A 14,491-nucleotide genomic window follows, 5' to 3' on the forward strand; every position below is an offset into this window, starting at 1 on the left:
TTCATAGACTAATTTCTTGGTAGCCGGATCGGCGATATAATATTTTCCGTTCTTTACCTTATATAATACGACGAAATGGTTCTGGTTCCAGTGCAAAACGCAAGGCAAGGGCACTTCTGCCCTGAGCTGTTCCAACGTCACTTTCACCCCCATCGTCCGGAACCCGATCCGCTCGGCGGCATCGCTGATGCCTAACATCGACACCCCTTCGCGCGTGATGAATGCCTGTTCGCGAAGGTACTGGATGGAATAGCTGCGACCGTAGTACTTCGCGATCATGCGCAGGCACGAGGGACCGCAGTCGGCGGATTCGAGTTGGTGGTAATGGGGGAATGATTTTATCATAAATATTCTCTATTGAGAGCCTAAAGTTCCGGATAATATTGGAATATTTCAATATATTCTTTAATCAAAGAACGGTTTTTTTTCACTTTTCTGACATCTATTTTGAACAGTCCAAACGTATCAACCTGCTTTATTAAAATCAAAAAAGGTAAAACCACAAAATAAGATGGCCTGATAAAAAAGTCATGAACTAAAATCCGCGTCTTATTTGAACATCTCAAACAAGTTTGTAAAATACAAGCAATACGAAAACGTCCATCCACTAATACCAGATCATAGTTCATTCCAAAATGGAATGCCTTCGAATGATAATTTGACCAAGATTCCATATAGTCAAAAGTAATTGGGTATCCCCATTCTTCTGTTTTTCCTACATTTATATATTGATAATTTAATTTACCAGAAACCAAAGCTTCTTTAATTTCCGGATTCGGATCAACATTCGCACGAAAAAAAGAATCATCAGACTCCACCACTACCATCTGCTGTATATGACAACAAGAAGCCGCCATCAAAGTACTATTACCGGAGCCAAACTCTAAATAAATTTTAGAATTTTCCTGTTCATTACGTAATAACTCCAATTCTTCTTCAGTCATAATCCAAATCTTCTTTTATTTTACAGAAATCCACTTCCATGATTGGACATATTGCTTTAGCTCTTCACAAGACATACCACAGACTTTCAAAAACTCTTGACGATTACTTAATTCTAGCATTTCATTCTGATACCAGGAATTTTCTTTTCGCGGGTGATAAAGGTGGTACAACGGGCCAGCCACCCGATAGACTGGCTGACATAATATTTCAAGACGTTTATATCTTTCCAAATCTTCACATCCCCAACCATAAAAGAATTCATTCTCTCCACCTAATTGTAAATATAAATTTCTATTAACAAAAAATGCACCACCAACCGAAGAAGTAGATATAGACAAAATATCACTTGAAGATAATGAATTAATAGAAGAAATTCCAGCTTCCTTCAGCAACAAACTACCCTGCATTGAAAGCGAACAATACATTCCATTGTAAGGATAACAAAGAGCGGACCTATTCTCGTATATAGTTAATATAGATTCTTCTATCTGTTTTTCAGACAAAACAACATCTGTATCCCATATTCCTACAATAGAAGTATCAGCCATTCGCAATAACTGATTTAAATAATGTGTCCGATAAAACACAGGATCATTATCTCTTACAAAACAGTATTTCACGTTTTCATACTTAGCTTTCAACAAATAACGAGACTCTGTATCGGCTTCTAATAGTAATATAAAAGTATTTCTCCGACGGGATAGTCGTTCTATTAACCAGTCCAAATTACTTTCTCTTTCCTTCGAATCTATCCGTACTGGTATAATAAAAGTTACTTCTATTTTATTTTTTTCAACAAAAAGCAAACGATTTGTTACAACTGGACATAAACCGGCAAAGTGTACTTTTCTCATATCCTTAAACAAAATGGAATCATCTTCACATATATCAAATTTGTCAAGATAATTTAAAAGACAGATTAAATTCTGTTTGTTTTTTAATAGGACCAAGCTATTTCCATTTTTAATATCTATACGTAAACACAAATAATGTATCCAACCCAACAAAGATTCTTTATCATCAACATTTAACGCCAAACATAACCAATCCAATTGCAAATCGATATCTCTCAAAACATCATCTTCATTACCTAGAATCAGACCATTTCGCAATAAATATATAAATCCACACCCAAGGTTGTACAATTTAACAGTTACTTCATTACACATTTCATCAATAACAGAAGACAAATATTCATCAGCCTGATATTCAATAGCTTTATCACCCATAAATCGAGAATATATATATAAAGATATAATATATCCCAGTTTTTTATCTCCAATAGTATATCGATCCACCTCTTTCAAATTACCTCTACCGTAAAATTTAATAAAATTTAGTTGATAACAAAGTCGTATTTTTTCAGCTAACAGTTGTTGTATTTGCATATATTTTTGTGATATTTGTGTAGAATGGCATCTATACACCATTAATATCTCAGGCAAATTATAAACTTTACCATGAAAAACTATTCGACAAACTAAATCATAATCAGAGGCATATCTATATAGTTCATTATATCCATTCAACTTATACAATATATCTGAACAAATCATTAATGAAGCATGCATAAAACAATTCTTTTCTAAAAGTCCGAGCCTAATCTGTTCATCTTCTACAGGGTGCTTCCACTGTTGTTGATTATTTTCAAAAATAAACCAAGAACCAACAGCCTTTACATCTTTATGCTCTTCTAAATACATAAACTGACGTGCTAAACGGTTAGGAAAAGCAATATCATCAGCATCCATTATCGCAACATATTTTCCTTTGGCCATTTTAAGACCTATATTACGAGCCAAGTAATTACCAACATTATATTCATTTTTTAAATAAATAATCCGTTCATCTTTATAAGATAAAATAATATTTTCAGAATTATCATCTGATCCATCATTAATAATGATAAATTCAAAATCAACAAATGTCTGATCCAAAATACTATCAATAGACTTATGTAAATAGCAATCACTATTATACACAGGCATCACAACCGATATTAAAGGCGTATGACTCATTTTTATATCTCTATATTAATACAATACATAAAAAACATCAAATTAAACCAATAAATATATACACAAAAAAATCCATAATATCAAATAGCATTATACACCTCAATCATCTTTTGCTTAAAGATATCAATACTGAATTTTTCAAGATAACGTAGACGCGCATTCTTTGATAACAGAACTCTTCGATCTTGATCTAATAATAAACGAGCCATTGAACTTGCTAATAAATTTATTGAATCTTCCTGATTATCTGATCGATATAAATCAATCAAGTCTCCATATAGATCACTCCCAATAACGTCAGACAGTCCACTTGATTTATTTGATATTATAGGAATACCATACATTAGCATCTCAGTAGCAACATAGCCAAACTCCTCATAATGAGAAGGTATAACTCCTAAATCTGCAATTCTGTATAATTCAGACAACTGTTCTTGCTCCAAAAAACCTGTAAATATAATATTTTTATATCTAGGATAAAGAATAGATAAAGGCTGCCTAAAATTCCCTTGCCCAACAATCACTAATTTAAGATTATTGAAACATTGTTTTAGTTTATCAAATGCACTTATTAATACACTTGGATTTTTATTACTATCCAATCGCCCAACATATAACACAATCTTATCAGAGACATCAAATTCAAATTTAACCTTTAGTGTATCTCTATTAATATTTGACACATATTTATCTTCAATTCCATTATTCACAATAAAAATACGTTGCGTTTTTAAATCAAACATTTTATTCAATCTCAAATATGAGTGATCTGCCAATAAAATAATTCCATCACAACATTTCAATAATTCATTATCCTTAGCGTATTCTTTACAAAACTGTTCCTCTATAGCTGATAATCTTTTCACTTTATTCGATAAGACTTTATCAACATCAGATTCTATTAAAAGATCAATCCAAGTCTGATAATGCCATACTAATAAAATCTTAAACCTTAATTCATATTTCAACAAATAAGCCAGATCAATACATGATCTATAATTTAGATGTAAGATATTATAATGTTCCGGATTTATATAAGGTAGTATCAAATAAAATATATTCCTATAATAATAATCGTTCTTATATTTCATATCCATATCTGGGACATAAATATATCGAATATGTTTATCATAAACAACATCTAAAATAGTTTCTTTAGAATATAGTTTAAACACTGTAATAGAAAAATTTTCCACAGGAAATATTTTCAATAAATTACAAATATATGTATTAATTCCATATATAGAACCAATACCATCTTCATCTAATACATAAACATGTTTCATCATTCATCATATTATCTAAATAAATATATGCCAATCCAGAAAGCCCATCCAAAAGACCTAAAGAATCAAAAGAACATTTACAACAATTATTTCTATTTTTAATAATATCAAATATCAACTTATCTATTTTTATATCAAAATTATCATTCAAAAACATATTAAAAATAATTTTAGAATTAGAATCTAGGCAAACATTATTATTAAGTATCAATATCTCCTTTATATCATTTAAATATTTTGAATCAAATAAACATTTATCTGATTTATAAAACAACCTACTACAAATATAACACAATATTCCACCAAATCCTCTATCAAAAGTAAAATCATCAATTTTATTCAAATCACATTTTAATATACAGCTATCAATATCATATAACACATCATCAATATTGCCAGACAAATAATTATTATTTACAAGATAATTAATACCCCATCCAATGCCTGATAAACCATATTCTATATTCAATAAATAAGAAAACAATTCATCATATGATTCTTTTATTAAATAATATGAAAAATCAGCATATAGATCATTTTTCAAATAACGAGAATAATGTGCAAAAAAAATTGCGACACCGACTTTCCCATGATACAATCCAAGATCAGACATACCACTAGAATTCAAAATCAAATAATCGACAATTTGCTTTAAAGATTTCATATTCATATTGTACAACATAAATTCATCTTATTAAAAATCAATTCATAATTAGAAGGAGAAGGACACAAATATTTATATAAACAATTAGAACAATCTCCATTATCTCTAATAAATCTCCAGGACTTACCATTAACAATCTCTCGATAAATCAATTCTGTCACTAATTCTGAATTCTCACCTATATGAGAATAATTCAAATTAGAATAGACTTTATTATCTGGCATATAAATCAGCTTTCCAAAAAAATTTGTATTTACAACATAGTGTAAATATACTTCACGTTTATTTAACTTAAAGTTCAGAATATCGTCTTTTCTTAAATATACATTATTTTTAAAAAAACTCATATTATCACCGTTATATAAAGGCTTAAGAAGATAATCGTTACACTTTTTCAAATCTATAACATCAAACACCTCACTTATATCATCTTTCTTTAATATAGGAAATACGAATTGAATATCCATATTAGAATAGTCACATATACACTCTCTAAATCCGATAATATCATCAATTATCAAAACCACTTTTAGATTTATATTATTCAAAATATTCATAGCATTTTCCGCTTCAATAAAATCACTAAATAAAATACATATTGAAACATTTATATCATATATTTTTATCGTCTTAAACAATCTATCAAATGCATAATAAGAAAAGATATTACCAATTATACAAATATTTTTTGTTACTGATTTTGAAACATATAACAATAAGTTATCAACAACATCAATAGATATAAAATTAGCAGTTTTAATTGGATATTCCATTTGTCTTGCATAATACAAATTTCCATTTAACGAACCATTAATATGAATTGTTATATCATGCAAATACTTAAGCATTTCCCCTGTATATCCTTGCGAATACATCCATTTTATACGTTCAATATCTGTTTGGATTCTCAATAATGGAGGGAAAGAAACAGGAGAATCAAACGAATCAAGACTTTCCCCAACACATCCAGCATCAATTTTAATAATATTATCAATCCAATTTTTAACACTCACATCCAACAAATCCTCCTCTATTAAAATAAAATATAAATTATTAAAATCAGCAATTCTATTATATATTATTTCCAAACAAGGCGTAGAATCACATAAAAACGATTTATAATTTTTTGAATTATAAATAAAATATTCACGCTCATTTCGCCAAACAAACACATCTTCATATAATTTCAAATACATAATTTATTTCCTTCTAATTTTCCATTATAACCTCCGTTAATATTCTTTGATATAAATCCGGATTTGCTTTCAAATAGAATAAATACTCTTTACACATGTGTTCATTCTTTTGGACATCTCTATAAAATTTACAGCTAACATTTTCATCTCTGATATCATCATTTTGATAAACACATTGAATACAGTTCCCTCTTATAGCACAAGAAGAACAATCATCGATAAATTTATGAACAAAATAATTATGTCTCTCTGCCACATGATCAAAATCTATTAATACACTTCCATCTTTAACAATTCCCAAATAAAAATCATGATCAATTTTTTCACATTGCAATATTTTTCCGTTAACTGTCACATACATTTTTTTCAGAAATGGAGTACATGTACCTGTCGGATATTGGTAAAAGTCATCCTTAGAAAAGAATAATGAATTATAATCATAATAAACATTCCCAGTATATTGGAATAGAAAAGAAGATAATCTATAAATCATAGGAGATTTTATAAACATTTTCTTTTCCAACAAATCCAAATTTTCGGACTTTCCCATACTATCCACAACATTTTTATACATTTTCTCAAACACACCTCGCTTATCAGTTTTAATACCTGATGTATTTAAAGATGAGAAAGATGAAACTTTATCAAAGTTACTAACCATAAAATCATGAACAGAATCGACATCATTTCTATCATGCAAAACAGTATTAAAAGCGACATTTTTTTCAAAGTATTCAGGAAACAAAGATTGCAGTTTGCAAACATTATCATACACCTTATAAAATGAATTATATCCTGCATGATCAACCCTATAACTATGAGAAAATTCGTCTCCATCCAAGCTAATCAATAAATGAAAATCTTTTTCGACAAGATAATCCCAATATTTATCTAACAGAACTGCGTTTGTTGTCATAGAATATCGAAATATCTTACGCGTATCTTTAAGTGTTTCAACATATGAAACAGTATCCTTTATGAATTTCATATTCAGCAAAGGTTCACCACCATAAAATCCTATGGTTAAAGGCTTAACCATATCTTCTAATAAATTCTCTCTCCATATGTCGACTAAATAATCAATAACAGTCTTCGATACAGCGACATTCAAATAATTATTTTTTCTCTCATCATATCCAACATAAAGATCCGAATAACCACAATACTTACAGTTCAAATTACAAGAATCTGTAACCTCAAACACAAGTTGCTTCAAATTCAACAAATTATAAATTATTTGTTTTGAATTCACTTCCAAAAAACCATCATGCTTCATAAAATACTCATTTAAACCGTATCACCATCAAGACATCATTATCATCTTCCTTTAGAGTAGATGCTATTTTTTTTAGTTCGCCCTTCAAATTTCCATTTTCATAATCATCAATTAAGGAGATAGGATCTAATCGAACAACACAAACATTATCTAATACGGAAAAGAAAGATATTGCTTCAGGTCCTATTTCTAATTCTTTCATATTAATATAGTCACTATTATAGAAATGCACCTCATAAATTTGTTTTATTTTCTTATCATACATTAAGGATACAGAAGGATACCCTTCTTGCTTATCCATATCAAATTCCTTTGTAACTGTATTTGCAAAAAGATATTGGTCTGTTTCTAATATATAAAATAAAAAAGCCGACTTTTCCATATTACAAATAGAAGGATCACGGACAATGTAAGGAGCATACTCCATATTTTTATTCATTTTATATATTGTATCACAAGATATATCTGACAACACAAAATCATTTCCCGATTTCATCAAAGGATATATCTCCGTAGCAACTACAACCATTCCACCATTTTTTGATTTATATCGGAATCTCTCGGAAATCTTTACTTTTTGACTTAAAGTTATTTCTTTTTTTACACTCCCGTTTTGTTTTGAGAATATAACAAATTTATTCAGAATCTCATTATTCCGCTTATCATAACCTATCAAATACTTATCATCAAAATCATATATTCGATAAAACATTCCTCCAGACGGATAATTTAATACACGCTTATAAGTGCCATCAAAATCATACACAAATATTTTCTTTTTAAAATTATCATTAACAAATATCTCTGCATTATCCTCATCCGGTACTATAGTTATGAATGACGTATATTCTTGAGCTCCATTTCCTTTATGATTAATTTTTTTTACACTTTTACCATTCCGATCGAACAACAATATATCACCAGTTTTATTATCTCCTCCTAATATATAACTTTCCGTAATCCCTTTTACATTTCCTCTCCACAGAAAATCATCATTTGTTTCTAATGAAATATAACTAATATTTGAAATATTCTGTATTGAAATCTTTTTCTCATCATACTTTTTTGAAACATCAATTCTTATATTACCATCAGTATTATCATTACTAATGGCATCAATCTGGCTTTCTATTGATATTTTTCCATTGTCTTTTTTTGAGACATTACTACATCCCAAAAACAATATCGACCAAAGTGCAAATTCTATTTTTTTCATAAACCATAATAATAAAAAGAAAGAGAAAAAGAAAGAGAAAGAGAAAGAGAAAGAGAAAGAGAAAGAGAAAGAGAAGAAAGGGATTTTTTCCCTTTCTTCTCTTAATTGCAATTTTAAGAATAAAGTCCCTTATCTGCATTAGCATCTCCATTATCTATATCTGAAGATCCACCATAATAACTGTCATCTGGACCAGATTGGCCTCCAGCATAACGACAGCCACATAAACACACAGATACACTACCAGATCCACCTTTCAAAAGGCTTTGTCTTTTTTTTGCAATCTCAGCCTGGCTAAGATTATGCAATGATAATCTTTTTAATTCTCTCATGATATATTTTTTAAGATAAAATTCCAATTGGTTAGTAAAACCAACTGCTAATTAATATTTAATATTCGATACTAAAAACCAGCGAAGTTTCCACCTAAGTCAATCAACAGCCCCTTCCAATCGATCTCCGAACTGGTTAGTCAGAACCAACTGGTACCGTTGACCGGACTCCAATGCCCCTACATAAATTGTAGCCGGACAAGTGCCTGCCGGAATCGTTTCAACGCAGACGCTCTCGACTCCATTAGATAATGTAACATGAATAGTTGAACGAGGAGAGAGACTCTCTACATAAAGACAGGTTCCATCCCAAGAGACTGATACCGAATAATCAATCTCTACTGAACGTTTATCTTCAAACCATTTTCCCTGTAACGGGACTTTCTTTTTTCCACCTTCTCCTGAATCGGAAGAAGATGCAAATAAGTTTTGTGTACTAAGGACGAATAAACATCCTACTAATAAAATAATCCAACTGTTTAAATAAGTATGTTTCATGGCTATTCTGTTTGGTTACAAAGTTACAAGAGTTTATTTAAATCCGAATGGACATTTAAAAAAATCTTATACACATACATAATTATTTATAAAACAGAAAATTACAATATCAACAAAAAGACAAATACACACCACTAAATATGGACACAATATGTTAAAAACTTGCAATATAAACATCAAAACCACCTTTGCCCCAATTTTCAGGATCTCCAATTTTGGATTTAAAACGTTGTTTACGTTTGATTACTGACTCTTCTTGTATACATAAAAATGAGGAGATCTCCTCATTTGTAAACTGAAGTTTAGTCAAACAACATAACTTTAAATCTTCATTCTTCAATTTTGGAAAACTGATTAATAATCGATCTACAAAATTTTCATGCAACAAATTGACTATAATAAAAAGTTCTTTCCACTCCTCATCCCGAAGATTTTTTTTCTCGTTCCTCATTTTTATTAGTAAGGCAAATGAAACGACATTGTGTTTATCTAAATTCTTTTTTTCTATTAGCACAAAAATATTTTTCTGCAATGAGCCAATCATCTCTTTCAAATCCAGATTTTTCTTTTCTAATTTTTTATTCTCATAAATAAACATGGATTGGGCTTTTTCAATTTGAGTTATCTTGTCAGCCTTTTCTTTTAATTGTTGTGACAAACTTTCCTGTTTGATTCTGAAGTCTCCATCTGACTGTTTCAATATTTCTTTTTCGTCCTTTACTTTGTTATACTCCTGTCGTATCTTTTCTAACTGTTCGGATAAATCAAGTACTTCTGAATGGTTTCTTTCCATCTTGGATAAGATGAAAAGCGATTCCTCTTTTAATTCTTCCAACTGCTCTTCTAAATCTGAAATAAATTTTTCTTTATCTTTTAATCGTCTCCGAAAGATCTTCACCATCGTAAAAACAAATCCCAAGGCCGCCAATAATCCTAATGTGCCTCCACAGGCTATCCAGACATTCTTCAATCTCAGCTGCAAATTCTCTTTTTGTATTTTTTCATGATTGTATTTAGTCTCGATCTCCATGATAGCTTTATTATTCTCCATTTTTTGGATGGAATCTGCATACTCCCAATACTTATTATTATATCGAACCGCATTTTCATATTGTTCCAGTTCTTCATATAAAAAATATAAACTCTGACAACTCCCGGCTAATGTATACAGATTATCAGACAAAAGTGCTTTCTTTAAATACAAAACGGATTCATCATTTCGTCCTATATGCCTGAACAAATCCCCTATTGTAAAATATAATCGTTCCAAATTACCCGCTTTGTCACCCCCGTCTTGCTTTATTTCCAACAATTTGTCTACATAATCGGCTATTTTATCAAACCTGTCAGCGTTCGCACAAACGGCGACATATTCATTCATTGCTAACTCTGTAGCCTGAAGATCTTTTATTTGAGTAGAGATGAACAATGCTTTTTCATAAAAAGAAAGACTCTGTTCCCATTCTTCTAACAAGCTATAGGCTCTTCCCATATAAGAATAGCCATAAGATATAGAAGAGCTATCTTGGCTTGCAAGGGCATATTGTAATGCATCATGATAAGCTACCATTGCTTTCTTCTGTACATTAAAACGGGCATACAACGTTCCCAGCCGGGATGAAGTTAAAAACAGTTGCAAATAATCAGAACTGCGCTTCCCCACATCCAATGAATTGATAAAAAAAGACGTTGCTTTCTCTACATTTCCTAAATCCTGATAGATTCGTCCTTGGTAATACAAGGCTTTTGCATAATACTTAGGATTATTCTCTTTCTCAAAATACCGTACCGCCACCCCGATCACCGAATCCGACGTATGCTCCACATAATTCTTATCCCGTGCCTGCGTTATCAGCAGACACCAGGTGGCATAGTCTTCCTCTGAGAGTTTTTCAGGAGACGGGATGGACTCTAAAAGGATCAACGAACTGTCCGGCCGGCTCCCCATTAAGGTTTCCGCCTCCTGTAAAAGGGACTGGATATGGGGGTGCTGCCGGCAAGCAATTAGACAAAAGGCTAACGACAAAAATATAACGTATATGTTTCTATTCATTTTATAGCGTTTGTTTTAAATGCAATATTATCAATATTCACTCATACTCCCTTATTTTTTTGTTGACAATTTGTTGACAATTACACATATCAGTGATAATAAGCTGTTTTGTTTAGACGTAAGCATTTGGTTAACCCCATATTTTTCCTTTCTTCCTTCGCTGCCGATTATCATATCCGATCATGGCTGCTTTTTAAAACCAGAAAAACTCGCAAAGAAACCCTATCTGCTCGGTGCAAGAATCAAAGTCTATTGTTTTGGGTACTTGTGAATAATAATAGATAGTGGTAGCTTCCATTTTGGGACACATCCGGTACTTTTTACAATAACGAACGACAAAATCATAATCCTGATGCCCCAAATTTACTCTTTTATAAACCGTTCATATTTTTCCCAGTTAGAACTTCTATAGCCTTTTCCTTCCTTCGGGATGTAAATAGCAGTTAAAGAAAGACACATATCAAATACATCCTTACCAAATTTTTCAGGAGCATTAAAAGAAGCGAACTCTACTTTTTTCAATCGAGAGCAATTATAAAAAGCCTTATCACCAATCAACTTTACTGATTTCGGGATAAGGACAGTCTCCAATCTTGTATAAGAGAAAGCACTCTTTTCTATTGCCACAACAGATTCCGGAATGTAAACGAACCGAACCCGGCTATGCGAGAAAACACCTGCATCAATCACTGCCAACGAAGATGGAATCTGCACAAAACGAACACCCGTCCCATAAAAAGCGGCCTTGCCCATACTTCCCAAATTTGCGTCTTCCGCAAAGGAGAGAGACCTTAATCTTTTACAATCCAAAAAGGCGAGACTACCTATTTTTTGTACAGAAGCCGGAATAAATACAGACCGGAGCGCCGCCTCGGCAAAAGCAAAACTCCCGATCTCCTCTAATTCAAATCCGGAAAACGTTACCGATTGTAATCGCCTGCAATAACTAAAAGCACGCTCTTCTATCACCCTGACCGATTCCGGTATTTCTACAGAGTCAAGAGCCGTAAGGGAAAAAACTCCTGCATTTATTTTTTTAAGGCCAATCCCTTGAGAAAATTTCAGCGATGAAAGGTGCCGGCATTCCAAAAAAGCAGCCTTCTTAATATCCCTGACCGAAGCCGGTATGGAAACAGAACCAAGCGGAGTTTGAGAGAACCCCCACTCTCCGATGATCTCCAATGCTCCTTTTTCCGGAAATATTACAGATGACAAACGGCCACATTCTCTAAATGCCGAGTTCCTGATCTCTTTCACAGATACAGGAATAGATACGGACTCCAAACCTGTCTCTCTAAAAGCGTGTGCTCCAATCACCTTCAAATTGGAATTAGCCGGAAAGCGAACACGCGACAAACGCTGGCATCTAAAAAATGCAGCACCTCCAATTGTTTCTAAAGAAACCGGAAGTTCAACCGATTGAAGACATACCAGCTCCCGAAATGAATAAGTCGGGATATTCCGTATTCCCTCTGCTATTTTTATTTTCGTCACAGACAACTTCGTCTTAGGGTTTACATCTTTCCACTTTCCAAACCCTTCAGTTGTCAGAATCGTCAATTTCCCATCTGCCAATACATATCCGCTATCTTCCGCCCTTAATAAACCCTTGGGCATCCACAACAGAAAGACCATGAACAAACAGATCAACAAATTTGTAACTGTGCTTCTTTCCATAATCCCAACAAATCATTTAAAGTTTAACAATATCAATTTTCGATTTTATACTGCGCCGGAAGTATTAAACTCTTCCTCTTATCATAATTCCATAATCACCAAAACTGGATTACCGTCCTCATCGACTCCGGGAACGCCACCTTCCGATGCAACATCTGCACCTATTGAAAAAGCGACCGCGTTGCTGTCAATGTATAAGGATCTCGTATTTATCCATGTTTTTTTACCATTAGGCAAACGGAATGGAATCCCGAATTTTCCTCCTTCATTTGAAAAACGCGATAGAATCCGATTGTTGGCTTTGTCCCATATTTCATCATATGATTTATTTTTAAACAGATAAGAGACTACATAATAGTTCGAAATCAAAGACAAACCCATTGCCTGGAGATAAGGAGAATCTCCGGCGAGCAACTCTTTTGCTTTTTCCGGTGGAAGTTTATATGCCCCTTTTTCCAATATGCAAATGGGGGATATCCCTCCTTTTGTCACAGTAAATACCGTATCTTCATCTGCATAATGGACAATGGCCTGATCACGATTCCGGCAATAATTAATTCGCCAAATCAAACATAGCCGTTCCATATCCGTCAAAGACATATCAAGTGGAAATATCCCTTTTTCGATATTGAATGTTTTGTCTGTCAGATATAATTTACATTCAGATCCACTATCAACCCCTTTGACTAAGGCATAATCCGAAGTGATCAAAAGCGGGGTATTAATTTTCTTTTCCGCAAATGAAATCTCATGGATGAAATTTCCATCCAAATCATACATGATATATTTATTACGTTTTTGATCATATACACACACCATACGGTTTTCCGGTTCAACGTGTACATATGTTAAATCAACATATTCCCCAGGACCTTGCCCTTTCTTGGAAAAAGAAGATATAATCTTTCCTTTTTTATCCATCCGAAAAACAGTACTCGTCTTATGATCTACCATGTAATGGAAATCTTTACCTATATACACTGGTCTGGCCAATGCCAACAAAACACTATCTGTTGTTGAAACTGGAAGATAACTCACTCGCTTTGCGACATTATTCCAAACAAAAGTATCCGGTACAGAATATCCAATGGTTGCACCTAAATCAAGGACTGGTAATATAGTTTGTTTATCCATGCTTAACTGACAACCACTCATCATTAATAAAATCACTACACAAGTTGCTAAAATATTTTTTTTCATAATGCACTTTTTAATGTCTTTTTCTTCCCGTAGTTTTTCTTTTTCTTCAACAGTCCTCTTACTTCGGGTTTCGATCTCTTCCAACTGCTGTTCATATTTAGCTTGTTGTTCCCGGTTATCTTCCTCCAGT

At 32.3% G+C, this 14,491-nt stretch carries 13 protein-coding genes; all 13 read right to left on the reverse strand.

Going from position 1 to position 14,491, the window contains the following annotated elements:
• A partial coding sequence (locus tag H8S65_RS09110) for a cysteine peptidase family C39 domain-containing protein (protein WP_255489123.1) occupies window positions 1–345 on the reverse strand: 345 nt, incomplete at its 3' end.
• Between the two features lie 20 nt (window positions 346–365).
• Window positions 366–944, reverse strand: coding sequence for a hypothetical protein (locus tag H8S65_RS09115; protein WP_186929682.1), 579 nt, complete (start codon window positions 942–944; stop codon window positions 366–368).
• Window positions 945–959: 15 nt separating this feature from the next.
• The gene (locus H8S65_RS09120) at window positions 960–2,963 is read right to left on the reverse strand and encodes a glycosyltransferase (protein WP_186929683.1); all 2,004 of its coding nucleotides are present in this window, start codon (window positions 2,961–2,963) and stop codon (window positions 960–962) included.
• A gap of 80 nt (window positions 2,964–3,043) precedes the next feature.
• Window positions 3,044–4,252 (reverse strand): glycosyltransferase, encoded by a 1,209-nt coding sequence (locus H8S65_RS09125; protein ID WP_186929684.1) that lies wholly within the window; start codon window positions 4,250–4,252, stop codon window positions 3,044–3,046.
• A complete protein-coding gene (locus H8S65_RS09130) occupies window positions 4,224–4,919 on the reverse strand; it encodes a lanthionine synthetase LanC family protein (protein WP_186929685.1) in 696 nt (231 codons plus the stop codon). Before H8S65_RS09130 ends, H8S65_RS09125 begins: the two co-directional genes overlap by 29 nt.
• Window positions 4,916–6,103 carry a TIGR04150 pseudo-rSAM protein gene (locus H8S65_RS09135; RefSeq protein WP_222616263.1) on the reverse strand — a complete coding sequence of 396 codons (1,188 nt, stop codon included), beginning with the start codon at window positions 6,101–6,103 and terminating at the stop codon, window positions 4,916–4,918. Before H8S65_RS09135 ends, H8S65_RS09130 begins: the two co-directional genes overlap by 4 nt.
• A 19-nt stretch (window positions 6,104–6,122) precedes the next feature.
• Window positions 6,123–7,385, reverse strand: a complete 1,263-nt coding sequence (locus H8S65_RS09140) for a radical SAM peptide maturase (protein WP_186929687.1) — start codon at window positions 7,383–7,385, stop codon at window positions 6,123–6,125.
• Between the two features lie 7 nt (window positions 7,386–7,392).
• Window positions 7,393–8,601, reverse strand: coding sequence for a DUF4934 domain-containing protein (locus tag H8S65_RS09145; protein WP_186929688.1), 1,209 nt, complete (start codon window positions 8,599–8,601; stop codon window positions 7,393–7,395).
• A 113-nt stretch (window positions 8,602–8,714) separates the two neighbouring features.
• Window positions 8,715–8,933 carry a TIGR04149 family rSAM-modified RiPP gene (locus H8S65_RS09150; protein WP_186929689.1) on the reverse strand — a complete coding sequence of 73 codons (219 nt, stop codon included), beginning with the start codon at window positions 8,931–8,933 and terminating at the stop codon, window positions 8,715–8,717.
• 99 nt (window positions 8,934–9,032) lie between these two features.
• Window positions 9,033–9,431, reverse strand: a complete 399-nt coding sequence (locus H8S65_RS09155; RefSeq protein WP_186929690.1) for a DUF3244 domain-containing protein — start codon at window positions 9,429–9,431, stop codon at window positions 9,033–9,035.
• 154 nt (window positions 9,432–9,585) lie between these two features.
• On the reverse strand, window positions 9,586–11,484 hold the full coding sequence (locus tag H8S65_RS09160) for a tetratricopeptide repeat protein (RefSeq protein WP_186929691.1): 1,899 nt from the start codon (window positions 11,482–11,484) through the stop codon (window positions 9,586–9,588).
• A 363-nt stretch (window positions 11,485–11,847) separates the two neighbouring features.
• Entirely contained in the window at window positions 11,848–13,161 is a 1,314-nt protein-coding gene (locus tag H8S65_RS09165) for a leucine-rich repeat domain-containing protein (RefSeq protein ID WP_186929692.1), read from the reverse strand.
• A gap of 81 nt (window positions 13,162–13,242) precedes the next feature.
• Window positions 13,243–14,445 carry a DUF4934 domain-containing protein gene (locus H8S65_RS09170; protein WP_186929693.1) on the reverse strand — a complete coding sequence of 401 codons (1,203 nt, stop codon included), beginning with the start codon at window positions 14,443–14,445 and terminating at the stop codon, window positions 13,243–13,245.
• Window positions 14,446–14,491: the final 46 nt, after the last annotated feature.

The sequence above is a fragment of the Parabacteroides hominis genome, from assembly GCF_014287585.1.
GTDB classification, from domain to species: domain Bacteria; phylum Bacteroidota; class Bacteroidia; order Bacteroidales; family Tannerellaceae; genus Parabacteroides; species Parabacteroides hominis.